Annotated in this window: 25 protein-coding genes; 18 read left to right on the top strand and 7 right to left on the bottom strand. The window is 58.1% G+C overall.

What is annotated here, in order from left to right; translation table 11 throughout:
- The first annotated feature begins 52 nt into the window (after positions 1-52).
- Together AC2FID_RS13980 and AC2FID_RS13975 are read left to right on the top strand one after the other, a co-directional pair.
- Positions 53-937, top strand: coding sequence for a glutathione S-transferase (locus tag AC2FID_RS13980; protein WP_496756378.1), 885 nt, complete (start codon positions 53-55; stop codon positions 935-937).
- Between the two features lie 45 nt (positions 938-982).
- Positions 983-2,497, top strand: a complete 1,515-nt coding sequence (locus AC2FID_RS13975; protein ID WP_496837328.1) for a YifB family Mg chelatase-like AAA ATPase — start codon at positions 983-985, stop codon at positions 2,495-2,497.
- On the opposite strand, the gene gshB is transcribed toward AC2FID_RS13975, so the two are convergent.
- The 3 genes from gshB to rsmI form a co-directional block, all read right to left on the bottom strand.
- Positions 2,494-3,426, bottom strand: a complete 933-nt coding sequence (gene gshB / locus AC2FID_RS13970) for a glutathione synthase (protein ID WP_496837326.1) — start codon at positions 3,424-3,426, stop codon at positions 2,494-2,496. The genes AC2FID_RS13975 and gshB overlap by 4 nt on opposite strands.
- Before the next feature lie 61 nt (positions 3,427-3,487).
- Entirely contained in the window at positions 3,488-3,859 is a 372-nt protein-coding gene (locus AC2FID_RS13965) for a YraN family protein (protein ID WP_496837324.1), read from the bottom strand.
- Position 3,860: 1 nt separating this feature from the next.
- Entirely contained in the window at positions 3,861-4,718 is an 858-nt protein-coding gene (rsmI, locus tag AC2FID_RS13960) for a 16S rRNA (cytidine(1402)-2'-O)-methyltransferase (RefSeq protein WP_058278756.1), read from the bottom strand.
- An 88-nt stretch (positions 4,719-4,806) separates the two neighbouring features.
- On the opposite strand from rsmI, the gene AC2FID_RS13955 reads away from it, so the two are divergent.
- From AC2FID_RS13955 to murJ, 3 genes are read left to right on the top strand one after another with little or no spacing between them, the layout of a single operon-like run.
- Positions 4,807-5,979 (top strand): penicillin-binding protein activator, encoded by a 1,173-nt coding sequence (locus AC2FID_RS13955; RefSeq protein ID WP_496837322.1) that lies wholly within the window; start codon positions 4,807-4,809, stop codon positions 5,977-5,979.
- Positions 5,980-5,986: 7 nt separating this feature from the next.
- Complete coding sequence (locus AC2FID_RS13950) at positions 5,987-8,758, top strand: [protein-PII] uridylyltransferase (protein WP_496837320.1); 2,772 nt, start codon at positions 5,987-5,989, stop codon at positions 8,756-8,758.
- Complete coding sequence (gene murJ / locus AC2FID_RS13945) at positions 8,755-10,296, top strand: murein biosynthesis integral membrane protein MurJ (protein ID WP_282120137.1); 1,542 nt, start codon at positions 8,755-8,757, stop codon at positions 10,294-10,296. Before AC2FID_RS13950 ends, murJ begins: the two co-directional genes overlap by 4 nt.
- Here murJ and AC2FID_RS13940 read toward each other — a convergent pair whose 3' ends face one another.
- Entirely contained in the window at positions 10,297-10,983 is a 687-nt protein-coding gene (locus tag AC2FID_RS13940; RefSeq protein WP_496837318.1) for a rhomboid family intramembrane serine protease, read from the bottom strand.
- Between the two features lie 86 nt (positions 10,984-11,069).
- Between AC2FID_RS13940 and trpS the strand changes: the two genes are divergently transcribed.
- The 13 genes from trpS to AC2FID_RS13875 all read left to right on the top strand — a co-directional run bounded on the left by trpS (position 11,070) and on the right by AC2FID_RS13875 (position 22,640).
- Entirely contained in the window at positions 11,070-12,098 is a 1,029-nt protein-coding gene (gene trpS / locus AC2FID_RS13935; protein ID WP_496756390.1) for a tryptophan--tRNA ligase, read from the top strand.
- A gap of 59 nt (positions 12,099-12,157) precedes the next feature.
- Positions 12,158-13,021, top strand: coding sequence for a branched-chain amino acid aminotransferase (locus AC2FID_RS13930; protein WP_496837316.1), 864 nt, complete (start codon positions 12,158-12,160; stop codon positions 13,019-13,021).
- 65 nt (positions 13,022-13,086) lie between these two features.
- Positions 13,087-13,542, top strand: a complete 456-nt coding sequence (locus AC2FID_RS13925; protein WP_058273504.1) for a universal stress protein — start codon at positions 13,087-13,089, stop codon at positions 13,540-13,542.
- A 9-nt stretch (positions 13,543-13,551) separates the two neighbouring features.
- On the top strand, positions 13,552-14,145 hold the full coding sequence (locus AC2FID_RS13920; protein WP_496837313.1) for a 2-hydroxychromene-2-carboxylate isomerase: 594 nt from the start codon (positions 13,552-13,554) through the stop codon (positions 14,143-14,145).
- 69 nt (positions 14,146-14,214) lie between these two features.
- Positions 14,215-14,778 carry a NifU family protein gene (locus AC2FID_RS13915; RefSeq protein ID WP_058273506.1) on the top strand — a complete coding sequence of 188 codons (564 nt, stop codon included), beginning with the start codon at positions 14,215-14,217 and terminating at the stop codon, positions 14,776-14,778.
- Positions 14,768-15,352, top strand: a complete 585-nt coding sequence (gene tsaB, locus AC2FID_RS13910; protein ID WP_496837311.1) for a tRNA (adenosine(37)-N6)-threonylcarbamoyltransferase complex dimerization subunit type 1 TsaB — start codon at positions 14,768-14,770, stop codon at positions 15,350-15,352. Before AC2FID_RS13915 ends, tsaB begins: the two co-directional genes overlap by 11 nt.
- Positions 15,352-15,765 (top strand): GNAT family N-acetyltransferase, encoded by a 414-nt coding sequence (locus AC2FID_RS13905; protein ID WP_282120131.1) that lies wholly within the window; start codon positions 15,352-15,354, stop codon positions 15,763-15,765. Before tsaB ends, AC2FID_RS13905 begins: the two co-directional genes overlap by 1 nt.
- A 159-nt stretch (positions 15,766-15,924) precedes the next feature.
- Positions 15,925-16,923, top strand: a complete 999-nt coding sequence (locus AC2FID_RS13900; RefSeq protein WP_496837309.1) for a BMP family lipoprotein — start codon at positions 15,925-15,927, stop codon at positions 16,921-16,923.
- 89 nt (positions 16,924-17,012) lie between these two features.
- Positions 17,013-18,542, top strand: a complete 1,530-nt coding sequence (locus AC2FID_RS13895) for an ABC transporter ATP-binding protein (protein ID WP_058273509.1) — start codon at positions 17,013-17,015, stop codon at positions 18,540-18,542.
- A 1-nt stretch (position 18,543) separates the two neighbouring features.
- Positions 18,544-19,638 carry an ABC transporter permease gene (locus AC2FID_RS13890; RefSeq protein WP_496756400.1) on the top strand — a complete coding sequence of 365 codons (1,095 nt, stop codon included), beginning with the start codon at positions 18,544-18,546 and terminating at the stop codon, positions 19,636-19,638.
- Positions 19,638-20,606, top strand: coding sequence for an ABC transporter permease (locus AC2FID_RS13885; RefSeq protein WP_058278769.1), 969 nt, complete (start codon positions 19,638-19,640; stop codon positions 20,604-20,606). Before AC2FID_RS13890 ends, AC2FID_RS13885 begins: the two co-directional genes overlap by 1 nt.
- A 346-nt stretch (positions 20,607-20,952) precedes the next feature.
- Entirely contained in the window at positions 20,953-21,873 is a 921-nt protein-coding gene (locus tag AC2FID_RS13880) for a sulfite exporter TauE/SafE family protein (protein ID WP_058273512.1), read from the top strand.
- Between the two features lie 2 nt (positions 21,874-21,875).
- Positions 21,876-22,640 carry a TIGR02186 family protein gene (locus tag AC2FID_RS13875; RefSeq protein ID WP_496837306.1) on the top strand — a complete coding sequence of 255 codons (765 nt, stop codon included), beginning with the start codon at positions 21,876-21,878 and terminating at the stop codon, positions 22,638-22,640.
- 7 nt (positions 22,641-22,647) lie between these two features.
- Here the strand turns inward: AC2FID_RS13875 and AC2FID_RS13870 are convergent, their stop codons facing one another.
- Genes AC2FID_RS13870 through AC2FID_RS13860 form a run of 3 tightly spaced genes read right to left on the bottom strand, consistent with a single transcriptional unit; the run spans position 22,648 to position 25,604 of the window.
- Positions 22,648-23,376 (bottom strand): SDR family oxidoreductase, encoded by a 729-nt coding sequence (locus AC2FID_RS13870; RefSeq protein WP_282120126.1) that lies wholly within the window; start codon positions 23,374-23,376, stop codon positions 22,648-22,650.
- Positions 23,373-24,905, bottom strand: coding sequence for an ATP-dependent DNA helicase (locus tag AC2FID_RS13865; protein WP_496837304.1), 1,533 nt, complete (start codon positions 24,903-24,905; stop codon positions 23,373-23,375). Before AC2FID_RS13865 ends, AC2FID_RS13870 begins: the two co-directional genes overlap by 4 nt.
- A 60-nt stretch (positions 24,906-24,965) precedes the next feature.
- Positions 24,966-25,604: an acyl-homoserine-lactone synthase gene (locus tag AC2FID_RS13860; protein WP_282120124.1), complete on the bottom strand. Its 639-nt coding sequence runs from the start codon at positions 25,602-25,604 to the stop codon at positions 24,966-24,968.
- Between the last annotated feature and the right edge of the window lie 83 nt (positions 25,605-25,687).

The raw sequence follows: 25,687 nt of genomic DNA, 5'->3' as shown, positions 1-25,687 counted from the left end.
CGCGCACAAATCACTGATTTACGGAATGGATCGGCCACGCCATCCTAGCCGCATGACTTATGATTTGTTTATCGGAGACCGCCTGTTTTCCAGCTGGTCCATGCGCGGGTGGCTAATGCTGGAAAAGTTCGGTCTGCCCTATCGTTCCCACATGATCGGCCTCTACTCCGGCACCATGGCCGAGGATATGAAACCCCTCGCGCCGGCCCGCCTTGTCCCGGCCCTGCGATTGCCCGACGGCACCGTGGTTGGGGAAAGCCTGGCAATGGCGGAAACCCTTGCCGAGTTACATCCCGAAACGGGACTTTGGCCCAAAGACCCCGCCGCGCGCGCCACCGCGCGGTGGCTATGTGCTGAAATGGTGGCCGGGTTTGGCGCATTGCGCGGGCAGTGTCCAATGCAGCTCAAACAGTGCTGGCAGGGGTTCGCTCCGTCGACCGAAACACGCGCCGATCTTGCAAGGATCGAAACCTTGTGGGCCCATGCCCGTAATGTGTCAGGCGGGGACTCCGGTCCTTTGTTCGGTCACTATTCCCTTGCGGACGTGTTCTATACGCCGGTCGCGGCACGGATTATTGGCTATGGCTTGCCAGTTGCTGATGCCAATCGCGAATACTGTCTTGAGTTGCTGTCGGATGTTTCTGTCCGCCAGTGGCGTGCGATGGGGCTGACGGTCAACTACGACCCTTTTCCATACCCCGTGGATCTGCCATCCGAACCTTGGCCAATTGCCGGTTCTTCTCAGGCAAAAGCCGTGAACGGAAATATGTCAATCAACGACGCCTGCCCCTATTCCGGCAAAGCCATCACTGCAGTTCTTGAACTGAACGGCGAGCGTTGGGGGTTCTGCAACCAGTTTTGCCGTGACAAAACAGTCGCTGATCCCGGTGCCTGGCCAAAATTCACCGAGATGACCCGCGCCGTTAACGATTCTTAAACCGCAGCCGTGGCAGCAACGACCTGTTAACCAAAAAGGTCATTCATGGTTGCCCGCGCCCACACTGTTGCTTTTCAAGGGGTCGATGCCCGCCCGGTCGAGGTGCAGTGCGCCGTCTCACCGGGCCTGCCCGCATTTTCCATCGTCGGGCTGCCCGACAAAGCCGTGTCGGAGGCGCGGGACCGCGTCCGCAGCGCGCTGAGCTCGATGGCCATCGCGTTGCCGTCAAAACGGATCACTATCAACCTGTCGCCTGCCGACCTACCCAAAGAAGGCAGCCATTTCGACCTGCCTATAGCTGTTGCATTGCTGTCCGCGTTAGAGATCATTCCGCGGGACGCCGCCGAAGGTTCGGTTTCGCTGGGCGAGTTATCTTTGGATGGCTCACTAGTGCCTGTGGTCGGTGCCCTACCCGCTGCAATGACTGCGGCGGCTGAGGATCGGGCCTTGCTCTGCCCCCGTGCCTCTAGCGCCGAGGCTGCTTGGGTTGATGCAACACAGGTGATCGGCGCTGGGTCGCTTGGGGACGTGGTGCGGCATTTCTCTGGCCAGTCTCCGCTACCCGCCGCACAGCCCGGCGAAGTCACACTTGAGCCCAGCGCGCGTGACCTGCGCGACGTCAAAGGGCAAGAACGTGCAAAGCGCGCCCTGGAAATCGCCGCAGCAGGTCGGCACCATCTGATCATGACCGGCACACCCGGTTCCGGCAAATCCATGCTGGCTGCACGCCTGCCTGGGATTTTACCGCCGCTGACACCGACCGAGGCGCTAGAAACTTCGATGATTCAGTCATTGTGCGGGCTATTGGACGAAGGTGGGATCAGCCGCAGCCGCCCGTTTCGCGAACCTCATCACACGGCGTCCATGGCTGCGATCGTTGGTGGCGGCAGGGGGGCAAAGCCGGGCGAGATTTCACTGGCCCACAACGGCGTTCTGTTCATGGACGAGTTCCCGGAATTCCCACGCACGGTTCTAGAGACACTACGCCAGCCTATTGAAACTGGAGAGGTCATGGTCGCGCGTGCAAATGCCCATGTGAAATACCCCTGCCGGTTCATGCTGGTCGCGGCGGCCAACCCTTGCAAATGCGGCTACCTCACCGATCCCGGGCGCGCTTGTTCCCGCGCACCTGTTTGCGGAGAGGATTACCTGAGCCGAATCTCCGGGCCGTTGATGGACCGGTTTGATTTGCGGATTGAGGTGCCCCCGGTCAGATTCACCGATCTGGACCTACCACCCTCGGGTGACAGTTCCGCCACCGTTGCCGCGCGCGTCGAACAAGCCCGGTCGATTCAGGCAGAGCGGTTTTGCGATACACCGTCCACCCGTCAGAACGCCGATGTCGAGGGTAAATTGCTGGATGAAATCGCTGCCCCGGATGCTGAAGGCAAAGACCTGTTGCTGAAGGCAGCCGAGCGATTTGGCCTGTCTGCCCGCGCCTTTCACCGCATCCTGCGCGTAGCGCGTACTATCGCTGATCTGGACGGGGCGCCGGATGTCCGGCGCCCTCATATCGCCGAGGCGCTGAGCTTTCGTATCAGCGCCAAGGCGGCATCTTAAAGCTTGGCTTCAATCGCCTGCCAAATTTTTTCGGCGACGTTCACGCCGTTGAACCGCTCTAGCTCTTGAATGCCTGTTGGCGAGGTCACATTGATTTCCGTCAGGTAATCGCCGATCACGTCGATGCCGACAAATATCTGGCCTTTTTCCTTCAGCAGCGGTCCGATCGCGGCACAAATTTCCAGGTCGCGCTCGGACAGGCCAATCTTTTCGGGACGACCGCCTACATGCATGTTCGAACGTGTTTCGCCCGCGGCCGGTACGCGGTTGATCGCACCTACGGCTTCACCATCAACCAGAATCACACGTTTGTCGCCATTGCTGACATCCGGCAGGAATTTCTGAACAATCAAAGGCTCGCGCGAGAACCCGGTGAACAGCTCATGCAAAGAGGTCAGGTTGCGATCATTCGCGTCCAACCGGAAAACTCCGGCACCGCCATTGCCATAAAGCGGTTTGAGGATGACGTCGCCGTGCTTTTCCTTGAACGCCTTGATGGTCTGCAGATCCCGCGCAATCGTTGTGGGCGGCGTCAGATTCGGGAAATCCAGAACCAGTAGTTTTTCGGGGTAGTTCCGCACCCAGAACGGATCATTCACAACCAAAACTTGCCCCTTTAGACGGTCCAGCAAGTGGGTCGATGTGATGTAATGCATGTCAAACGGCGGGTCCTGACGCAGCCAGATCACGTCGAACTCTGCCAGGTCCACTTCACGTTCGGTGCCAAGTTCCGCCGGATTGCCCGCCACCCGTTGAACTTTCATGTCCTGACCGCGCGCGGTGATCCGCCCCTCTTGATAGGCCAGCTGATCCGGGCTGTAGAAAAACAGCGTATGTCCGCGCGCCTGCGCCTCTTCGGCCAGACGGAATGAGCTGTCGGCATTGATATCCACGGCCCCGATTGGGTCCATCTGAAAGGCGATTTTCATGGCGTGTCCCTCAGTTTCACGCCAGATACATGGCCCAGCCACGTCGGGGGTTCAATGGGGATCAGGCTAAACCGAAGGCGTTTTCGATAATTTGAACGGCGCCCGAGGCATCCACCAAAGCCGCGTCAAACCGCACATTGGTCAATTGCCCGTTTGGTTCGGTTTCCAGGAATTGGGCCGCCGATGCGCAGATCCTATCCATTTGGCGCCGATTGATCCGGGCGGCAGCGGCATCGAAACTGACACTTTTTTTCACTTCGACAAAGACAATCCCGTGAGCGTCGCGCGCAATAAGATCGATCTCCCCACCGGCGCCGCGCCAGCGGCGTTTCAGGATGAAATAGCCGCGTTGTTCATAATTTGACGCAACCTGCTGCTCCGCCGCCTGCCCGGCATGATAGGACACCGAACTTCGAACGGATCGTGCAGCCATGTCATCCCTTTCCCAATTTCAGAGCCTTCTGATAGATCGGGCGGCGCGGCAGCTTGTACATCTCTGATACCAGATCGGCCGCGTCGCGAACTGAATGGGTTTCCAAGGCTCGTTTCAACGCCTCTTCTACGTCGGATTCGTTAACAGTTTCTGAATGTCCGCGGTCCACGAGCAGAACAATTTCACCTTTGACTGTCTGCCCATGCAGGTTGGCCGCCAGTTCTTCCAACGTCCCGCGACGAACCTCTTCGAATTTCTTTGTCAGTTCGCGGCACATTGCGGCCTGACGGTCATTGCCTAGCACGGTTGCAAGATCCGACAAACACGCCGCTACGCGTTTCGGAGATTCGTAAAACACCAGTGTGCCCGGCACGTCCCGCAATACCTCGATCCGCGACCGGCGCGCGCCGGTCGCGTTCGGCAAGAAGCCCGCAAAAAAGAATGCATCTGTCGGCAGCCCGGCCAGTGTCAGCGCCATTAGCGCCGCTGACGGTCCCGGTGCACAGGTCACCGTATGACCCGCTTCGGCGGCCTGCTTCCCCAAATCGTATCCCGGATCGGCGATCAGCGGCATTCCGGCCTCAGATGCATAAGCGACAGACTTCCCGTCCTGCAACGCATCAAGGATTTTGCCGCGCGCGCCGACGCCGCTGTGATCGTGATAGGCTAGGATTCGTCGCCCATCCAGCGGTACGCCGTGAATCTCCATCAACCGGCGCAAGCTGCGCGTGTCTTCGGCAGCAATGACGTCAGCCGAGGCCAGCACATCCAGCGCTCTGAGCGTTATATCGCGCGCCGCACCGATCGGAGTGGCAACAAAATACAGGCCCGCGCCCAATCTTACTTTTTGAAAATTCAAAGCTGGACCCTCACAGCGTGACGTTTATTATCGCGGCATAACAGATTGGTGGTACCCCAAGCCGCCGGGACAGGGAGTTTTCATTTAGATGTTTACCGTTTGCAAGCCCGTTCGCAAGCTGGCGAAATCCGCCGCGATCCTGGCAACCGCCGCATTCCTCGCGGCATGTGAGCCCGGCGGCCTTGGCGGAGGCCCGTCAATCAACACGTCCAAACCCGTTCCGGTCGCACTTTTGGTTCCGGCGGGATCGGGAAATTCCGGCGACGCCGAACTGGCGCGGAGCCTTGAGAACGCGGCGCGTCTGGCCATGGCTGATCTGCAGAATGTTAAGATTGATCTGCGCGTTTATGACACGCGGGGCAGCTCGAACACGGCCGCGACAGTGGCGCAACAAGCCGTCGCGGATGGGGCGAAGATCATCATTGGCCCGGTTTACGCGCAGGCGGCAAACTCGGCAGGTCTCTCTGTACTGAATAACAAAGTCAACGTGCTGTCCTTCTCGAACAATACCAGCATTGCAGGTGGCAACGTCTTTGTTTTGGGCCCGACTTTTCAAAACACTGCGAACCGTTTGGTCAACTTTGCCGGTTCACAAGGCAAGACCAGCATGGTCATCGTCCACAGCAACGATGCAGCCGGGCAGCTTGGTCAATCAGCGATTGCAACTGCGCTTGCCAGCAGCCGCGTAGCGAACGCGGGTACGGTTGGCTATGACCGGTCCCAGCAAGGCGTCATCAATTCGGTTCCAACGATCAAGGCAACCGTGGCTGCTGCCGGTGCGGATTCGGTGTTTCTGACGGCAACGACAGCTGGCGCACTGCCGCTGTATTCGCAGCTGTTGCCAGAAGCTGGTGTGTCGTCGGCCACCACCCAGTTCCTCGGCCTGACGCGCTGGGACATACCGGCACAGACGCTGGAACTGCCGGGTGTTCAAGGGGGCTGGTTCGCCCTGCCCGACCCGGCAAAGGCGCAGGCGTACCGTCAGCGGTATAACAGCACCTATGGTGAGGCTCCGCACCCGATCAGCGGTCTGGCCTATGATGGCATTGCAGCGATTGCGGCTTTGGTGAGCCAGGGAAAATCCGACGCGCTGACCGCATCTGCCCTGACACAAAATGCCGGTTTCCAGGGCGTTGGCGGCATCTTCCGCCTGCGATCAGACGGCACGAATGAACGCGGTCTGGCCGTTGCCACGATCCAGAACAAACAGGTAGTAGTGATTGACTCCGCCCCTCAAAGCTTCTCTGGCGCCGGTTTCTGATCAGCCGATGCTGACGCTCACCCCCAAGGGTGAGCTGATCTGCCCGGCCGATGAAATTTTCGACAGTACCGCCATCCTGGTGCAACTGTCGGAAGCCTTTGAAAATATTCAAGACAATGCCGCGCGGCGGAATGAAACCGTGCGCATCCTGCGCGATGCCCAAAAGACTGGGCGCAAGACCATTGCGGATGCCTTCGCTAAACGCCCCTTTGACGCCAGACCTTTGACCCGGTCCTACACCTATTTAACCGACGGGTTGGTCTGCACAGCGATGCAAGTGGCCAGCACCTATCTACATCCGCTGGCAACCCCGACGCAGGGCGAAAAGATTGCGGTTCTTGCTGTTGGTGGATATGGCCGCGGCGAAATGGCCCCGGCTTCGGACGTCGATCTGCTTTTTTTGACGCCCTACAAGATCACCGCTTGGGCCGAGAGCGTCATCGAGTCCATGCTCTACATGCTTTGGGATCTACGCCTGAAGGTTGGCCATTCATCCCGAACAATCAAGGATTGCCTGCGACTGGGCACCGAGGATTTCACCATCCGCACCGCCATGCTCGAGCAACGCTATCTGGCTGGGGACGCGGCCCTTGCCGAAGAACTTGATGACCGTCTGAAAACCGAGCTGTTCAAGGGCAGCGAGCGTCAATTCATCGAGGCCAAGCTGCAGGAACGGGACGAGCGCCACCACAAGCAGGGTGAGCGTTACATGGTCGAGCCCAATGTCAAAGAGGGCAAAGGCGGGTTGCGCGATCTTCAATCGCTCTACTGGATTGCAAAGTACATCTATGGCGTTCAGGACGTGGCTGAACTGGTCCCTCTGGGCCTGTTTGAACCCGAGGAATTCAACACCTTTGTAGAGGCCGAAGAGTTTCTGTGGGCCGTGCGTTCACATCTGCATCTGGTGACCGGTCGTGCGACGGAACAACTGACTTTCGACCTGCAGGTCGAGGTTGCCGACCGTATGGGTTATGAAGACAGGGCCGGGCGACGGGCTGTTGAAGTGTTCATGCAACGCTATTTCCGCGAGGCAACGCGCGTTGGTGAACTGACCCGGATCTTCCTGACCAAACTCGAAGCGTCACACGTGAAAGGTGCCGCCCTACTGGAACGCATCTTTAGGCGTCGACCGCGTGTCAAAGCAGGGTACAAGGTCGTTCACGGTCGCTTGGATGTAGCGGACGCCAAGAAGTTTCTGTCCGACAAGCTGAACCTTCTGCGTCTGTTCGAGGAAGGTCTTCGCACTGGCATGCTGATCCACCCGGATGCGATGCGGCTGGTAACAGCCAACCTAAACCTCATCGACGACGACATGCGCCAAAACAAAGAGGCGCAGCGCATTTTTCTGGACCTCATGCTGAAACACGGCAACCCGGAACGCGCCCTGCGCCGCATGAACGAATTGGGAGTATTGTCGGCGTTTTTGCCAGAGTTCGAACACATCGTGGCGATGATGCAGTTCAACATGTATCACAGCTATACAGTGGACGAGCACACGATCCAGACCATCGTCAACCTGGCCCAGATTGAACGCGGTGAATTGGTCGAGTCACTACCGCTGGCGTCATCGATCCTGAAACGCGGGGTTAATCGCAAGGTCCTCTATGTGGCCTTGCTGCTGCACGATATCGCCAAAGGGCGACCCGAGGACCATTCCATTCTGGGCGCTCAGATCGCGCGCAAGGTTGCTCCACGCTTGGGCCTGAACAAATCGGACTCTGAAACCGTGGAATGGTTGGTACGATATCACCTGTTGATGTCGGACATGGCGCAGAAACGCGACATCTCGGACCCGCGCACAGTGCGCGATTTTGCCAAGGCGGTTAAGACGGTCAAACGGTTGGATCTGCTCACGGTTCTGACCGTGTGTGACATTCGCGGCGTTGGGCCCAACACCTGGAACAACTGGAAGGCCACCCTGCTGCGCGCCTTGCACGCTGAAACCAAACGGGCGCTTGAAACAGGTATGGAAGACCTGAACCGGGCCAACCGTGGCGTCGAAGCCAAAAAGGCGCTGCGTTCGGCGCTTGACGATTGGTCGAAGGCTGACCTGAAGGCCGAAACAGGACGACACTATGCGCCCTATTGGCAGGGCCTGAACCTGTCTACACATATTGAGTTCGCGAAAATGCTACGCGCTCTGGAACACAGCGGCGACCCCGGCGCGATGGAAATTCACCTGCATCCGGATGACGATCGCGACGCCACCCGCGCGTGTTTTGCCATGGCAGACCATCCGGGGATTTTCGCCCGCATCGCCGGGGCGCTTGCGTTGGTTGGGGCCAACGTGGTCGACGCCCGTAGCTATACCACCAAGGACGGGTACGTCACCGATGCGTTCTGGATTCAGGATGCCGAGGGCCACCCTTTTGAGGCAAGCCGTTTGCCGCGGCTGACACAGATGATCCAAAAGACGCTCAAGGGCGAAGTCGTGGCGCGTGACGCTCTGAAATCGCGCGACAAGATCAAGAAACGCGAACGCGCCTTCAATGTGCCGACCCATATCATCTTCGATAATGACGGGTCCGAGATCTACACCATCATCGAGGTTGATACCCGCGACCGCCCGGGCCTGTTGTATGACCTGACAAGAACGCTGGCTGCGGCCAATGTCTATATCGCCAACGCCGTGATCGCGACCTATGGCGAACAGGTTGTCGATACCTTTTACGTCAAGGACATGTTCGGCCTGAAATACCATTCCGAAAGCAAGCAACGCGGTCTTGAGACCAAGCTGCGCAAAGCCATCACTGAAGGTGCGGAGCGCGCAATCTCATGAAACAGATCCGGTTGTTTTCAGGCCTGTTCACGGTCGGATTCTGGACTCTGGCCAGTCGAATTTTGGGATTTCTCCGGGAGATTCTGCTAACCGCCTATATCGGGCCTGGTCCGGTGATGGACGCCTTTGTTGCCGCTTTCCGCCTGCCCAACATGTTTCGTCGTTTCTTTGCCGAAGGTGCCTTCAACGCCGCCTTTGTACCGATGTTCTCGAAACGACTGGAGGGCGAAGAAGACGCCGAAGGGTTTGCTCAGGATGCCTTCAACGTGCTGACGGCGGCTGTTTTGGCACTGGTTGGATTGGCGATGGTATTCATGCCTGGACTTGTTTGGCTGACCGCCGAAGGGTTCTATGGCGATGAACGCTTCGACATGGCTGTCGACTACGGTTACGTCGTTTTTCCCTATATCCTGTTCATGTCGCTGGCCGCGCTGTTTTCCGGCGTTCTGAATGCCACCGGTCGGTTCGCGGCTGCCGCTGCCGCGCCTGTCTTACTCAATATCTTTGCCTGTACTGCTTTGATCGCAGGCGCGCTGTCTGGCGGCGACGTAATCTGGTGGCTGATCACGGTCATTCCGCTGGCAGGGGTCGCGCAACTGGCGCTGGTTTGGGTGGCGACAGAACGAGCAGGTATTCGCATCCGTCCCGGCCTGCCCAAGCTCAGCCCGGAAATGCGACGCATGGTTCGCATTGCAGTGCCCGCCGCTTTGGCGATGGGCGTCACGCAGGTCAATCTGGTGGTTGGCCAGTTGGTCGCGTCCAAAACCGAAAAGGCTGTCAGTTGGCTATTCGCAGCGGATCGGCTGTATCAATTGCCATTGGGCGTGGTCGGTATTGCGGTGGGGATCGTCCTGCTCCCAGATCTGTCCCGCCGCTTACGGGCCGGGGACAAGGGCGGGGCGCGCAATGCCTATTCCCGCGCCGGAGAGTTCACACTGCTGCTGACCCTGCCGTCCACGGTTGCCTTTCTGATCATTCCAATACCTCTGGTGTCGGTCCTGTTCGAACGCGGCCAATTCAGCCCCGAGGACACGGCAGCCACTGCCTTGGCCGTAGCTATCTATGGCGTCGGCCTGCCCGCTTTCATGCTGCAAAAGCTGCTGCAGCCCTTGTTCTTCGCGCGCGAAGACACCCGTTCTCCGTTTCGCTATGCCGTAGTTGCGATGGTGATCAATGCCGGGCTGGCCTTCGGTCTTTACCCGTTGGTGGGGTGGATCGCACCGGCGATCGCGGCTTCGGCTGCCGGTTGGGCAATGGTTGCCTTGTTGGCGATTGGAGCGCGCCGTTTCGGCGATGAAGCACGGTTTGACGACCGGTTCAAACGACGTGCCTGGCGCGTCGTCGCGGCATCGCTCGGTATGGGCGTTGTGCTTTTCGCCGCCCTTCATATTTTTGGCTGGACCTTCCAGGTACCCGGATGGCGTTATCTGGCGCTGCTTGTCCTAATCATAGTTGCAGCTGCCGCCTATTTCTTACTCGGTCACCTCTTCAAAGCGTTCGAGCTGTCCGAATTCAGAAAAGCGCTGCGTCGGTCCTGATCAGTCGCGGCGAATACGTCCCACGATCCGCGCCCATCCGCCCGGTGCCAGGAAAAACGATAGACCAAATCCGGTGGCAAATCCGCCCAGATCGGCAACCCAATCGGACGTGCCGCCAAACAAAAGTCCGAACACCAGCTGGATGCCCATCAAAACCGCGATCAGGCTGAAGGCCCGGGACTGGTTTTCGCCGACCAGTGACAACTTGCGCCACAGCAACCATGTGAACGCGCCGATCAGACCGTAAACCGGCGGGAACCCTCCGACCAGCGGATAGGTGGGATTTAGCAACAACCCATAGACCAACGCGCCACCGATACCGGACAAAACGAAAATGATCAGCATTTGAAAACCGCCGAACACTTCGGCTACCATTTTGCCCATGGCCAGAACGAAAACGCTGACAAAAACCGCCTGGGTAAAACTGCCCGATACGAACGGATAGGTCACGAAACGGATCACATGTTCAAACGGCCAACGGCCATTCTCGATCATCCAGTGAAAGATATCCGGGGAAAAGGTGTAACTCTGCAGGGCATCCAACCGCCAACCTACCGCTGATGGCCCACCCACAAGACCGCGTGCACCCAGTGTAAACGCCAATTCGATCCCCATGATGAACAGGACCAACGCCACCACAACGGGCGGCAGAGGGTTTACGGCGGGTGTATAATGCTCACTGCTCATTGGGCTGGCCTTTCGCGGCTGTTGACGTCCCTTGACCTCATGGGTAAGCGACGGGGGCTGATTTTTCCAGACGGGAGTTCCCTTCGATGACCGAAACCAAGTTCACGCCGCGCGTGTTTTCCGGCATCCAGCCTTCGGGAAACCTGCACCTTGGCAACTACCTGGGTGCGCTCAAGCGTTTTGTGGATATGCAGGGCGAAGATTTCGAGACCATTTATTGCATGGTCGACCTGCACGCGATCACCGTCTGGCAAGACCCTGCCCGTCTGCGCGAAAAGACCCGCGAGGTTTGCGCCGGTTTCATCGCCGCCGGTCTGGACCCTGAAAAGTCCATCCTGTTCAACCAAAGCCAGGTGGCCGAGCACACGCAGCTGGCGTGGATCTTCAATTGTATCGCCCGGATGGGCTGGATGCAGCGGATGACGCAGTTCAAGGACAAGGCGGGCAAGAATGCTCAGAACGCCTCGCTGGGTTTGTTTGCTTACCCGGCACTGATGGCAGCGGACATCCTGACCTACCATGCGACACATGTGCCGGTGGGCGAGGACCAGAAACAGCATCTGGAGCTGACTCGCGACATCGCGATCAAGTTCAACCATGATTATGGCGTGGATTTCTTTCCGGTGACCGAGCCTGTAATCGGTGGACCCGCGCCGCGCGTGATGAACCTGCGGGACGGCTCGCGGAAGATGTCGTCTTCGGACCCGTCCGATATGACCCGGATCAACATGACGGACGATGCCGACGAGATCGCCAAGAAGATCCGCAAGGCCAAGACCGACCCGGATGCCCTGCCTTCAGAAGCCGACGGTCTGTCCGAACGCCCCGAGGCCCGCAATCTGGTCAACATCTACGCCGCGCTCAGCGATCAAACGGCGGAACAGGTTCTGGCCGAAGTCGGCGGCAAGCAATTCGGTGAATTCAAACCGATGCTGGCCGAGCTGGCGGTCGCCAAACTGTCGCCGATCTCAACCGAAATGGCGCGTCTGATGGGTGAAGAGGCCGAGATTGACCGGATTCTCGCACGCGGCGCGGAAAGGGCGCGGGCGATAGCGGCCCCGATCCTGCAACAGACCTACGACATCGTGGGTATGGTTGGCGCAAAACAAGGCTGATTGCGCTGGACCTTCCTGTGACGCCTTCCTAGGTTGCCCCAAGGGCAAAGGAGGGCGTCATGGCAGTCGGCAAAAATATCCGCACCTATTTTGATGGTCAGTGGCACAACGGGGACGCCCCGATCATGCGTGCGGCAGACCATGGCGCTTGGCTGGGGTCTTCGGTCTTTGACGGCGCGCGTTTCTTCGACGGGCTGACCCCGGATCTGGTGGCCCATTGCGAACGGGTCAACCGCTCAGCCGAGGCGCTTTTGCTGACCCCAACAGTGACGACCGAACAGATGGTCGAAATCGTCCGCGAAGGGCTGAATGGCTATGCCAAAGGTTCCGCCGTCTATATTCGGCCGATGTATTGGGGCATCGACGGGGACGCCACGGCCATTGTGCCTCAGCAGGACAGCACCGGATTTGCCATCTGTCTGGAAGAAATACCAATGGCACCGGAAACAGCTTCGGTCACGCTGACCACCACGCGGTTCCGCCGACCGGTTCTGGAATCAGCCGTTGTGAATGCCAAAGCCGGATGCCTGTATCCCAACAACGCCCGAATGCTGAAAGAGGCCAAGTCCAAGGGGTTCTCGAACGCGCTGGTAGCGGATGCCTTGGGTCATGTGGCGGAAACCGCCACCGCAAACATCTTCATGGTCCGGGACGGCGAGGTATTCACACCTACGCCCAATGGAACTTTTCTGGCCGGAATCACCCGAGCGCGACATATCAAAAACCTGCGCGCTGACGGCGTGACGGTCCACGAATCTGTTCTCAGCTTTGAAGATTTTCACAAGGCGGATGAGGTGTTTATGACCGGTAACATGAACAAGATAACGCCGGTCACCGCATTAGAAGACACCCAATATCAGGTCGGACCGATTGCACGTCGCGCGCGCGAGCTTTATTGGGACTGGGCGGCAAGCACTCGGTAGTCATACGCCGTGTTGCCAGCCCGCATTTGGTCGGGCATGATCCCCCTAAATACACGAGGACACCCATGCGTAAGTTTCTAGTCATTCTGGATGACAGCCGTGAATGCCTTAACGCGATGCGTTTCGCTGCAATGCGTGCAGCCCATACCGGTGGAGGGGTAACGATCCTGTCCGTCATCCCACCCGATGAGTTCAATCACTGGATCGGTGTTGCCGAAACCATGCGCGAAGAGGCACGCGAACGCATTCATGCGCATTACGAAGTTTTCGCCAAATGGATGCGCGACAAACAAGGGATCGATCCCGAGCTGTCCATTCGCGAAGGCGACCCTGTCCCTCAGATCATCGAACATGTCCAGTCAGACCCGGACATCGGCGTTCTGGTCCTGGGGGCTGGCATCGAAAAGAAAGGGCCTGGCCCTTTGGTAACGCAGCTGACTAAAAACTCGGGCAGCTTGCCGATTCCGATCACAATTGTGCCCGGCGACCTTAGCAAGGAAAAGCTGGAAGCCATCACCTGAGGCCACCCTATGCAACGCCGCATCCAGTTCTGGTTCGAATTCGCATCGACCTATTCCTACCTCAGCGCCATGCGAATCGAGCAGGCTGCGGCACAGCACGACGTCGTCGTAGAATGGCATCCCTTTCTTCTGGGGCCCATTTTCGCGACGCAGGGCTGGAACAATTCCCCGTTCAACATCTACCCGGCCAAAGGGCGCTATATGTGGCGCGATATGGAGCGTTTGACGTCGCAGCGCGGCCTGCCCTTCCGGCAGCCGGACCCGTTTCCGCAAAACGGCCTGAAGGCTGCGCGCCTCACGCTGTCTATTGAAGATCAGTCCCACAGGGCGCGTTTCGTTCGGGCGGTCTATACAGCCGAATTTGCACAAGGTCGGAACGTGTCGGACGATGCGGTGCTGGTTGATTGCCTGAAATCCGCTGGCCTGCCTGAAAACCTTTTGGACAGAACCCAAGACGCCGAGATCAAGTCTGCTTTGATCAAGCAGACTAAAACCGCTCAGGCCAAGGGGCTGTTTGGCGCGCCGAGTTTTCTAGTCGGTGACGAACTATACTGGGGTGACGATCGGTTGGATGATGCAATCCGGTTGGCGGCCAACATTTAGAATCGTTCCAAATCTTGACTTATCCGGCTCGGACCCGCATATCAGATGCAACTGAAACGGAGCCGTGACATGTTCATCCAGACCGAATCCACGCCGAACCCTGCAACCTTGAAGTTTCTGCCCGGCCAGACCGTGCTGGAAGCAGGCACTGCGGATTTCCCATCGGCTGAAGCCGGTGAAAAATCACCTTTGGCAAAACGGATTTTTGCGGTCAGCGGAGTAACGGGTGTATTCCTCGGCAATGACTTCGTGACCGTCACCAAGTCCGATGACGTCCAATGGGATCACATCAAACCCGCGATTCTGGGTGCGGTGATGGAGCATTATCAATCCGGCCAACCGGTCATCGGGGCTGGTGAGACAGCCGCATCGGGCCATGCTGAGCACACTGGCGAAGATGCCGAAGTCGTGAACCAAATCAAAGACTTGCTGGATAGTCGGGTCCGTCCCGCGGTTGCTCAGGATGGCGGCGACATTACGTTCCACGGGTTTGACCGGGGCGTTGTCTACCTGCACATGCAAGGTGCTTGCGCGGGCTGCCCGTCTTCGACCCTGACGTTGAAGATGGGTATCGAAAACCTGCTGCGTCACTACATCCCCGAAGTGACTGAGGTTCGCCCTGTTGCCGTCTGACCCCATTATTTTGGCGTTTGATACATCGGCCGCGCATTGCGCGGCCGCTTTGTTGTGCGGCAACCGGATCGTGACTTCGCGCATCGAAGCCATGTCGCGCGGTCAAGCCGAACGCCTGATGCCGTTGCTGGAAGAGGTTCTGGCAGATGCAGGATATGGGTGGGAAGACCTGTCCGCGATCGGTGTCGGCGTCGGACCCGGAAACTTTACCGGCATCCGAATCTCGGTTTCTGCGGCGCGGGGCCTAGCCTTGGGGCTTGGCGTTCCAGCGGTAGGCGTGTCCGGGTTCGACGCATTGGCTGATATGTCTATGGACGCTCTGCCCGCGATCCGCGCACCACGTGATCAGGTTTACGTGGCGTTGCCGGACCAAAGTCCGATGCTTATGCCTCAAATTGAGGCAGAATCACTTGGCCCTCTAATCCTGAATGACGACCCGGATGCGCAAATCCGCGCAATTGCCCGGATCACCGGGCAAAGGTGGCAGACCAACACCGCGCAGCCGGCTCCACTCTATGTTCGGCCTGCGGACGCGGCCCCTTCCAAAGACACCCCCCCGGTTTTGCTGGACTGATGACCCCTGAGGATCTCGCCAGAACACACGCGGCGGCATTTACCCGGTCACGGTCGTGGGCTGCGGTCGAATTTGCGGATCTTCTGAACAATCGGTTCATCCATGCCGTTGGAAATACTCAATCTTTTGCGCTTTTCCAGGTGATCGGCGATGAGGCGGAACTGCTGACGATCGCCACGCATCCGGACGTCCAGCGACAGGGCTTAGCCCGAAATTGCATGCATGAATGGCACACGAAAGCAAAGGCTTTGGGGGCAACGCGCGCTGTTCTGGACGTCGCTGCAGATAACTTGCCGGCCATCGCGCTGTATGAACACAGCGGCTATCGCGCCTGTGGAGTGCGCAAGGGGTATTACCTGCGCGAAAACAATCAGAAAATCGACGCTATCGTGATGGAATCCGCGCTGGATTGACCGTCACAGATAAAATTTTTCGACCAAATGGTCAAAAATCTGTTGACCACGGTGGTTGCAAACGTCCTTAATTCCCGCCATCACAACAGTTATGCTCGCTCACAGTGGGTGAACGGGGCTATCTTCGCCCCGACCGATAATAACAAACGGGAGTATAAAATGACCCTGATGAAATACTTGATGGGTGCCACCGCCGCAGTCGCACTTACGGCTGGCGCTGCGCTGGCAGATCCTGCCCTGATCTTTGATCTTGGTGGCAAGTTTGACAAATCCTTCAACGAAGCCGCCCACAATGGCGCATCGCGTTGGGCCGAAGAAACAGGCGGCTCGTATAACGAGATCGAGATCCAGTCCGAAGCACAGCGCGAGCAAGCTCTGCGCCGTTTCGCTGAATCCGGCTCAAACCCGATCATCACGATGGGTTTTGGCATGGCTGATCCGCTGTCCGCCGTGGCCGCCGATTACCCAGACACCAAATTCGTTGCGGTTGACGTCAACTGGCTGGACATCCCCAACATCCGCCAAATCGGTTTTGCCGAACATGAAGGGTCATATCTGGTTGGCATGATGGCCGCGATGGCATCGGAATCCGGCACCGTCGGCTTTATCGGTGGCATGGATATCCCGCTGATCCGCCACTTTGGCTGCGGTTATGCGCAGGGTGCCAAGGCTGTAAACCCTGACATCAATGTTGTTGCCAACATGACCGGTACCACCCCGGCAGCATGGAACGACCCGGTGAAGGGTTCGGAACTGACCAAAGCACAAATCAGCCAGGGCGCTGATGTGATCTATGCGGCCGCTGGCGGCACCGGTGTTGGCGTACTGCAGACCGCGGCAGACGAAGGCATCCTGTCGATCGGCGTGGACAGCAACCAGAACCACCTGCACCCGGGTAAGGTTCTGACCTCGATGCTGAAACGCGTTGATGTTGCCGTTTATGACGCGATGTCTGCGGGCGAAGACCTGGAAACCGGCGTATTCCAGATGGGTCTGGCCGAAGAAGGTGTTGGCGTCGCCATGGATGACAACAACGCACCTCTGGTCTCGGACGAGATGAAGGGCGCAGTCGACAAAGCGCGTCAGGACATCATCGACGGTAACGTCTCTGTTGTCAGCTATTATGAGAACGACAGCTGCCCGGCACTGCAGTTCTGATATCGCGCAAGGCGGGGGTACAACCTCCGCCTTGCCCCCGACTCTGCCGCGTATGACACCGCGGCCCTTTCGGCAATTGAGGACAAGACATGACCGTCCCCGCCATTGAGCTCAAAGGGATATCCAAAGCCTTTGGGCCGGTTCAGGCCAATAAAGACATTTCTATCAGCGTCGCCCCCGGTACGATCCATGGGATCATCGGTGAAAACGGTGCAGGCAAATCCACGCTGATGAGCATCCTCTACGGCTTTTACAAAGCCGACAAAGGTGAAATCTGGATTAACGGCAACAAGACCGACATCCCTGACAGCCAGGCGGCCATTGCTGCCGGGATCGGGATGGTGTTCCAGCATTTCAAACTGGTTGAGAATTTCACCGTTCTGGAAAACATCGTTCTCGGTGCCGAGGACGGCGGGCTTCTGGCCCCGTCCCTGTCCAAAGCGCGCAAAGAATTGAAAGCGCTGGAAGAGGAATACGAGCTGTTCGTCGATCCCGACAAGCGCATCGACGAGATTGGCGTCGGAATGCAGCAAAGGGTCGAGATCCTGAAAGCCCTGTATCGCAAGGCCGAGATTCTGATTCTGGACGAACCCACCGGGGTTCTGACCCCGTCCGAGGCTGACCAGCTTTTCCGCATCCTTGACCGCCTGCGGGCCGAAGGGAAGACGATCATCGTGATCACGCACAAGCTGCGCGAAATCATGGAAAACACCGATACGGTTTCGGTCATGCGGCGCGGTCAGATGACGGCGACGGTGAAAACAGCCGACACCAGCCCCGAGGAACTGGCCGAGCTGATGGTGGGCCGCAAGGTGCTGCTGCAGGTCGACAAAGTACCTGCGCAACCCGGTAAGCCCGTTTTGGAAATTGAAAAGCTCAGCGTTTTCGATTCGGCCGGGGTCGAACGGGTCAAGGGTATCGACCTGACCGTTCGGGCCGGTGAAATCGTTGGTATCGCTGGCGTGGCCGGAAATGGCCAATCGGAGCTTCTGGAAGTTCTGGGCGGCATGCGTCCGGGTCAGGGTTCGATCAAACTGAACGGTGCCCCGCTGGCGCTTAGCGGTCCGGGATCGGACGGTCAGGCCCGTCGCGCCCAGCATATTGCGCATGTTCCCGAAGACCGTCAGCGCGAAGGTCTTGTGATGGACTTCCACGCTTGGGAAAACGTGGCCTTTGGCTATCACCGTGATCCTGCCTATCAGAGCGGGATTTTCATGAACAACGCAGCCCTGCGCGCCGATACCGAGCGCAAGATCGAGAAATTCGACGTCCGGCCACCTGATGCGTGGCTTACAGCCAAAAGCTTCTCGGGCGGGAACCAACAAAAGATTGTTGTCGCGCGCGAAATTGAACGGAACCCGGATCTTCTATTGGTGGGGCAACCAACCCGCGGCGTCGACATCGGCGCGATCGAGTTCATTCACAAGCAAATCGTCGCGCTGCGTGATCAAGGTAAAGCAATCCTGCTCGTCTCGGTCGAGTTGGAAGAAATATTCTCGCTATCTGATCGCATCGCTGTGATGTTTGACGGACATGTCATGGGCGAAAGACTGCCCCATGAAACAGATGAAAAAGAACTTGGCCTGTTGATGGCCGGTGTTGCGGGAGAGGCCGCGTAACATGGAAAAGATGCCCAAATGGGCCGATGTGGTGCTGATCCCGCTGATCAGTCTGATATTGGCCGCAATCTTGTCCGCCTTGGTCATTCTGGCCATCGGTGAAAACCCGATCGAAGCGGTGAAACTGATGGTGACCGGTGCGCTCGGGTCGACCTACGGTTGGGGGTATACGCTGTATTATGCCACCAACTTTATGTTCACCGGGTTGGCTGTGGCTGTCGCCTTCCACGCCCGACTGTTCAACATCGGGGGCGAAGGTCAGGCTATGCTGGGCGGGCTGGGCGTTGCCATGGTATGCCTTTACATCCCGTGGCCGCATTGGAGCATTGCGCTGTTGGCGGCTTGCGCTGGTTCGATGCTGTTTGGCGCGGCATGGGCCGCCATTCCGGCCTATCTACAAGCCAAGCGTGGCAGTCACATCGTGATCACAACGATCATGTTTAACTTTATTGCGGCGGCATTCCTGAACTACGTGTTGGTCAATCTTATGCGACCACCGGGCGCGCAAGACCCCTCGTCTGCGCGTTTCCCCGATGCCGTTCACCTACCCACATTTCAGTCGATGTTCTCAACCGCCGAAAACGTAGTATTCAAAGGGACCCCTGTTAATATCACGTTCTTCATCGCGGTATTGGCCTGTTTTGTCGTCTGGGCACTAATCTGGCGGACAAGATTGGGCTATGAAATCCGGTCCTACGGCAAGACCGAAACCGGCGCTGTCTATGCAGGCATTTCCCCGGTGCGGATCACCATCATTGCAATGCTGATTTCGGGCGCGCTGGCGGGACTGATGGCCATCAACAACGTGATGGGCGAGGCCGAACGCCTGGTTTTGAACGCAACTGAAGGCGCGGGTTTCATCGGCATCGCTGTGGCCCTGATGGGCCGGTCGCACCCGTTTGGTGTATTCCTAGCGGCGATCCTGTTCGGGTTTCTCTATCAGGGCGGTGCAGAATTGGCTTTCTGGACGTCGATCCCGCGCGAACTGATCGTTGTCATTCAGGCCCTGGTGATCCTGTTCACCGGAGCATTGGACAACATGGTCCGGATGCCGCTTGAAAAGCTGTTCCTGAGCCTGCGGAAGGGAGCGCAGTGATGGAGTTCTTCATTACCTTCATCCAGGTCCTGGATTCGACCATCCGTCTGGCCACACCGCTATTGCTGGCTTGTCTGGCTGGGCTCTATTCCGAACGTGCAGGCATTTTCGACATCGGTCTGGAAGGCAAGATGCTGATGGCCGCCTTCTTCTCGGCAGCCGTCGCGGCTGTGACCGGGTCGGTCTGGTTGGGCCTGCTGGCGGGGATCGCCTCTTCTCTTGTTCTTTCCGGACTTCACGGTTTGGCCTCAATCACCTTCCGGGGCAACCAGTTGATATCCGGGGTCGCAATCAACTTTCTTGCGGCAGGTATGACGGTCCTTGTCGCGCAAAGCTGGTTCGAACAGGGCGGGCGCACGCCATCGTTGTTTGGCGGCGGCCGTTTCACACCTATCAATTTTCCCTTTGCCGAGTCGCTGAGCGGGGTGCCGATCATCGGGCCGATCTACTCCGAGCTGCTCTCGGGTCATTCAATCCTGGTCTATGTCGCGTTCCTGATGGTTCCGGCAACATGGTGGATTCTGTATCGCACACGGTTCGGCCTGCGCCTCCGCGCTGTGGGTGAAAACCCCGCTGCCGTGGACACTGCCGGTGTCTCGGTCGTTGGCTTACGCTACGCCGCTGTTGCCATCTGTGGCGTGCTGTGTGGCATCGCCGGGGCGTATCTGGCTACTGCGTTGCAGGCCGGGTTCGTCAAGGACATGACCGCGGGCCGTGGGTTCATCGCACTGGCAGCCCTGATCTTTGCAAAATGGCGGCCTTGGCATGCCATGGGAGCATGCCTTTTGTTCGGATTGCTGCAAGCCATCGCACTGCGTTTCCAGAACATCGATCTGGGCGGCGTGGTTATCCCTGTGCAGGCAATGGATGCCCTGCCCTACGTCCTCACCGTGGTCATTCTGGCTGGCTTTGTCGGCAAGGCTGTCCCGCCCCGCGCCGGTGGTGAGCCTTACGTGAAAGAGCGCTGATAAGTCCAGTTTCGGACTCAGTTCAGTCCTGTTCGCTGCAGAGCGGCATGCAGAGTTGATTTTGCATGCCGCAACCGTTCTAAAGGGGTATGCAAGTGTCTCCAAACATACCCCGCGACTCGGAAGCGGTCCGGATCGTGAATTTGGGAACGCTTGCAAACCTCAACACTGGGGAAAATCAGATCACCAGCCTTATCAGGCAGCTGGCATGACGCCCAGCGAACCGACATTCGCCATGTGGTCACGGGGCATTGCCGCCGCGCGCTGCATTAAACCTATACCACTTTGCCTTGAGGCGACCGCGGTCACCCTCTGTGACCTGCCCACCCTCATCCAGTAGCTCGATATGCAAATTTACCTTCCTATCGCCGAAGTTTCTGTAAACGCCTTCCTTCTATTGGGGCTTGGGGGGATGGTCGGCATTCTTTCGGGCATGTTCGGTGTCGGCGGCGGCTTCCTGATGACGCCCCTGCTGTTCTTTATCGGCATTCCGCCGGCCGTTGCGGTTGCAACTGAAGCCAATCAGATTGTTGCCTCTTCCTTCTCTGGGGTTCTGGCGCATTTCCGACGAAAAACCGTCGACCTGAGAATGGGGACCGTCCTATTGATGGGCGGCTTAACGGGTGCCGCGCTTGGGGTGGTGATTTTCAACTACCTCAAAAGTCTCGGGCAGGTCGATCTGCTTGTGACGTTGTGCTACGTCGTGTTCCTTGGCGTCGTGGGCGGATTGATGTTCATCGAAAGCCTGAATGCGCTCCGTAAATCCAAGAAAGGCGTGTCCGCACCCCCCAAGCGTCGCCAACGCGGCTGGGTGCATGCGATGCCGTTCAAAATGCGGTTCCGGACTTCGGGCCTGTATATCTCGGTCATTCCGCCCGCGCTGGTTGGCCTGTTCGTTGGCGTTCTGTCGGCCATTATGGGCGTTGGCGGCGGGTTCATCATGGTGCCTGCGATGATCTATCTGTTGGGAATGCCAACCAAGGTTGTTGTCGGAACATCCCTGTTCCAGATCATCTTTGTCACCGCCTTTACGACCATGCTGCATGCTACCACCAACTTTACAGTTGATGTCGTTCTTGCCGTTTTGCTTCTGGTTGGCGGCGTCATCGGCGCACAGATCGGCACGGTGATCGGCGCCCGCATGCCTGCCGAGCAGTTGCGCGTGTTGCTCGCGGCCCTTGTTCTTGTGGTTTGCGGAAAACTGGCGCTGGATCTGCTGCTTGAACCATCCGAGCTCTATTCGCTTGGCACCGGCGGAGGGCACTGATCATGCTGAAACTCTTGCTTGTTGCGCTGGCTCTTTGTGCCAGCCCCGCCCTGGCTGTTGATGAGGAAGTCGTTCTGGGCCTCAGCCAGGATCGCGTGGCCATCACCGCCAATTTCGACGGCTCTGAAATCCTGGTCTTTGGCGCGGTCAAACGCGAAGCTCCCATCCCGTCAGGACCACCGCTGGAAGTGATTGTCGCAGTGTCTGGTCCATCCAGTCCTGTCACCGTTCGGCGTAAAGAGCGCAAGCTTGGAATCTGGGTTAATACTGACAGTGTCCTCGTAGACGAAGCCCCCAGTTTTTATGCGGTTGCGACCAGCGCGCCCTTGAATGAGATCCTGTCGGATACCGAAGACCTGCGATACAGCGTATCAATCGAACGTGCCATCCGGTCTGTTGGTGCTGCGATGAACATCCGCGGCGCGCAGGAATTCGCGGACGCTGTTATTCGTATTCGCGAGCACGAAAGTCTGTATTCCATTCGCGAAGACACCGTGGCCGTTGATGAACAAACCCTGTTCCGTACCTCGATCGAAATGCCTGCGGATCTGACCGAAGGCGATTATGTGGCACGCATCTTCTTAACCCGTGGCGGTTCGGTCGTTTCGCAATTTGAGACCACCATCGACGTGCGCAAAGTGGGTTTGGAGCGGTTCTTGTACAACATGTCCCGCCAGCAACCGGTCTGGTACGGCTTGATGTCATTGGTGATCGCGATTGCGGCGGGTTGGGGTGCGTCAACCGCGTTCCGCCTATTGCGCGAGTAACTGACCGTTACCCACGTCCGATGTAGGGCATCGTCGTGGCCATCACGGTCATGAACTGAACGTTTGCTTCAAGCGGCAGGTTCGCCATGTGCAGGACGGACTGTGCTGCATCTTCGACGGCCATTGTTGGGTCGGGCTGCTGCCCTTCTGCAATGGCCGCATCGACCAGGCCCTGCACCATCTGTGTTCGCGCATTGCCGATATCGATCTGCCCACAAGCGATATTGAAGCCCCTCCCGTCCAAAGACAGACTGCGCGTCAGACCCGTAATGGCGTGTTTCGTCGCCGAGTAATGCACCGAGTTGGGGCGCGGCACATGGGCGGCAATTGAGCCGTTATTGATGATACGCCCGCCTTGCGGCGATTGGTGACGCATGATCCGAAACGCCTCACGGGCACACAGGAACATGCCGTTTAGGTTTACGTCGACGCTTTGGTACCAATCGTCCAACGCGATCTCGTCAATCGTTCCCCCCGGCGCGAAAATTCCGGCGTTGTTAAACAGAACATCCAAATGGCCCGCTTTGCCCCGAAACTCTCCAAAGGCGGCCTCGACCGCTTGTGCATCGGTGACATCCGCGACCAATGGAATTGCGTTTGCGTGCTCTGCAGCCATTTGGTTCAGCCTGTCAGCACTGCGCGCGAAAAGGCCAACCGTCCATCCTTGGGTCAGAAATAATTCAGCCGTGGCGCGCCCTATGCCCGAACTTGCGCCGGTCACAATAATGGAAGTCATGTCTCTTCTGCCTCCAATGTCAGCGAGGCCGCCGGGACAGCGCGCAGGTCGTCCACACGCAGCGGATAGGTCGGCTTGGCAAGCCGGTTGCGCACGACCCAGATCAGCCTTTCCTGCGCGCGTGTGATAGCCACATAGGCCAGTCGTTTCCACAACGGCTGTCCAGCTTCAGTACGGCCCATACGGGCAGCGGCATAGATATCCGGAGCAAACACTTGAACAGTGTTCCACTGCGACCCTTGCGCCTTGTGAATGGTGACCGCTGCGCCATGAAGAAAGGTGGCGCCCATGCGGGCGGCAAAAGGAATAAACGGCTCTTCCTCGTCCGGTTTTTCAATCTTGACGATGGATGCGGCGCTGACCTGAGGGTCTTCGGCACCCATCACGTGCAACCTGGAAAAGCCTGGTTTGCGGCCGGGGCCCAGATAGATGACCTGAGCGCCCTTGATCAGGCCACGCGCCTCAAGATCCAGCCGTTTCTTGCGATGTTTAAGGGGCAGTTCAATACCGTCGCAGATTAGCGGTTCACCTTCCAACAATTCGGTATCCGGCGCGCCGTGAACATTCCGAAAAGCCTGAATTAGCCGAATGCGGGTTGCATTGCGCCAGACCAGAACGGGACTGCGGGCCATCAGATCGACCTCGACCCGCTGCCCCCAAATCACACGGTCGTCCTGACGGGCGGTCTGCTCGACCATGCGCTCAAAATCTTCGAACCCCATCTGAGGGTCCGACAGCGCATGGGCAAGGTCCAATATCGGGTTATCCGCATCCTGCCGATGAACTCGGTGAAGGATTTGTTTGCGCGGTTCCGGCAATGCCTCGAACACCATGCTGCCCGACTGATTGACCGGCGCCAACTGTGCCGGGTCACCAAACAGCAGAAGTGTTGGGAAGATTTCTTGCAAGTCTTCGAATTGCCGGTCATCCAGCATCGAGGCTTCGTCCACAAACCCGATGTCCAACGGCTCCTCCCGGCGTTTCCAGCCGGTTATAAAATCGGAGCCCCGTAACCCTGCCGCGGCCAACGCTCCTGGAATGGATTTGTTGTTCTGGTAAAACGCCGCTGCGCGATCCAGCGCCTCGTCGGTCAGGCCTTCGATTTCGGGGCGTTCGTCATTGCCTGCCAGCCATTCGGCGATGCGCTCGTATTCCGGGTCGTAGACCGGCGTATAAAGGATACGGTGGATCGTGGTGGCTGGCACCCCGCGCAGACGCAATACGCTGGCCGCTTTGTTCGTCGGGGCCAAGATCGCCAGACTGCGTTTTTCACGGGCTTTGCGGCTCTCGAAATCGCCGGACACGATCTGAACGCCTGTGTCCGCAATGGCTTTGTAAAGCTCGGCCAGCAGCAGGGTTTTTCCGGACCCCGCCTTGCCAATCACGGCCATCACACCGGACTTACCCGATCCCGGAAGCTTCAGCAGCGCGTCATCGTCAAGGTCAACACCTGCCGACTTCAGCATCTCAGAGATGCTGTCATACGCGGCGGCCTGGTCGTCAGAGTAGGTCACAGAGGGCAAAGACATGGCGCGACCCTACAAGCCCGCGCCAGCTATCACCAGATGTGGAATTCGGTTTTCATCCTGTCACGCTGACAATGCAAACGGGTGTTGCCTGCCAACGCCGAAAGCCGTCTTGAACCACAGCCGCGACAATTCACGCGGGATGCCTGCGCGCTTGGCCACGCGGTTGCAGTCGTCCGCCGAATACGGCCACATCCCGACCGAGATTTGTTCACGTCCCTTACCTTCTGTGCCCAGCACGATCGGGGATGATCCGATCAGGCGATAGATGCGAATCATACGCGCATCGAAAACACCCGCAATGTGGGTTAGACCAAACCCCTCCATCATCTCGCCACCGCTAAGCATGATGGCCCCGGCCGTGTGCGGGCTTGCCGTGCGCGACAGGCAAAAGCGCGTCACTTCCCAGATCAAGGGGCTGTTGATTGGTTTGCCGCCCGTCAGGTGTCCGAACACCTCGTTCACCATGACCGAACCGGTCGTCGGCAAAACACGCATGGACCCACCATGGCTGCCATCCGGTTCTTCCCAAATAACATAGATCGGGTTCAGATCATCGTACTGATCCCGCTCTTCCCCCTTGTCGTTGACATGAACATCCCAGCCCAGCCGGGTTTTGAATTGATCGGCGCGATCCCGAAACATCCCCTCGGCCAGTTTTGGATATTTGTGCAATTCGTCAGCATAGACATAACGCAACATGACTCTTTTCCCCTTGTCGCCCTGTGCAAGAACGAAGGGGGTACAAAGTCGTGGTTAATTTCCGGTTTTTAGTGCGCGCGCGC

Source organism: Ruegeria sp. CDSC068, from assembly GCF_059610545.1.
Note: the sequence above shows the minus strand (reverse complement) of the source record. Positions and strands in the feature narration are given on the sequence as shown.

Bases quoted from the DNA above. Each gene is read 5' to 3' on its own strand.
- AC2FID_RS13980 (WP_496756378.1), top strand. From the start codon at position 53: ATGACTTATGATTTGTTTATCGGAGACCGCCTGTTTTCCAGCTGGTCC.
- AC2FID_RS13975 (WP_496837328.1), top strand. From the start codon at position 983: ATGGTTGCCCGCGCCCACACTGTTGCTTTTCAAGGGGTCGATGCCCGC.
- gshB (WP_496837326.1), bottom strand. From the start codon at position 3,426: ATGAAAATCGCCTTTCAGATGGACCCAATCGGGGCCGTGGATATCAAT.
- AC2FID_RS13965 (WP_496837324.1), bottom strand. From the start codon at position 3,859: ATGGCTGCACGATCCGTTCGAAGTTCGGTGTCCTATCATGCCGGGCAG.
- AC2FID_RS13955 (WP_496837322.1), top strand. From the start codon at position 4,807: ATGTTTACCGTTTGCAAGCCCGTTCGCAAGCTGGCGAAATCCGCCGCG.
- AC2FID_RS13950 (WP_496837320.1), top strand. From the start codon at position 5,987: ATGCTGACGCTCACCCCCAAGGGTGAGCTGATCTGCCCGGCCGATGAA.
- murJ (WP_282120137.1), top strand. From the start codon at position 8,755: ATGAAACAGATCCGGTTGTTTTCAGGCCTGTTCACGGTCGGATTCTGG.
- AC2FID_RS13940 (WP_496837318.1), bottom strand. From the start codon at position 10,983: ATGAGCAGTGAGCATTATACACCCGCCGTAAACCCTCTGCCGCCCGTT.
- trpS (WP_496756390.1), top strand. From the start codon at position 11,070: ATGACCGAAACCAAGTTCACGCCGCGCGTGTTTTCCGGCATCCAGCCT.
- AC2FID_RS13930 (WP_496837316.1), top strand. From the start codon at position 12,158: ATGGCAGTCGGCAAAAATATCCGCACCTATTTTGATGGTCAGTGGCAC.
- AC2FID_RS13925 (WP_058273504.1), top strand. From the start codon at position 13,087: ATGCGTAAGTTTCTAGTCATTCTGGATGACAGCCGTGAATGCCTTAAC.
- AC2FID_RS13920 (WP_496837313.1), top strand. From the start codon at position 13,552: ATGCAACGCCGCATCCAGTTCTGGTTCGAATTCGCATCGACCTATTCC.
- AC2FID_RS13915 (WP_058273506.1), top strand. From the start codon at position 14,215: ATGTTCATCCAGACCGAATCCACGCCGAACCCTGCAACCTTGAAGTTT.
- AC2FID_RS13905 (WP_282120131.1), top strand. From the start codon at position 15,352: ATGACCCCTGAGGATCTCGCCAGAACACACGCGGCGGCATTTACCCGG.
- AC2FID_RS13900 (WP_496837309.1), top strand. From the start codon at position 15,925: ATGACCCTGATGAAATACTTGATGGGTGCCACCGCCGCAGTCGCACTT.
- AC2FID_RS13895 (WP_058273509.1), top strand. From the start codon at position 17,013: ATGACCGTCCCCGCCATTGAGCTCAAAGGGATATCCAAAGCCTTTGGG.
- AC2FID_RS13890 (WP_496756400.1), top strand. From the start codon at position 18,544: ATGGAAAAGATGCCCAAATGGGCCGATGTGGTGCTGATCCCGCTGATC.
- AC2FID_RS13885 (WP_058278769.1), top strand. From the start codon at position 19,638: ATGGAGTTCTTCATTACCTTCATCCAGGTCCTGGATTCGACCATCCGT.
- AC2FID_RS13880 (WP_058273512.1), top strand. From the start codon at position 20,953: ATGCAAATTTACCTTCCTATCGCCGAAGTTTCTGTAAACGCCTTCCTT.
- AC2FID_RS13875 (WP_496837306.1), top strand. From the start codon at position 21,876: ATGCTGAAACTCTTGCTTGTTGCGCTGGCTCTTTGTGCCAGCCCCGCC.
- AC2FID_RS13870 (WP_282120126.1), bottom strand. From the start codon at position 23,376: ATGACTTCCATTATTGTGACCGGCGCAAGTTCGGGCATAGGGCGCGCC.
- AC2FID_RS13865 (WP_496837304.1), bottom strand. From the start codon at position 24,905: ATGTCTTTGCCCTCTGTGACCTACTCTGACGACCAGGCCGCCGCGTAT.
- AC2FID_RS13860 (WP_282120124.1), bottom strand. From the start codon at position 25,604: ATGTTGCGTTATGTCTATGCTGACGAATTGCACAAATATCCAAAACTG.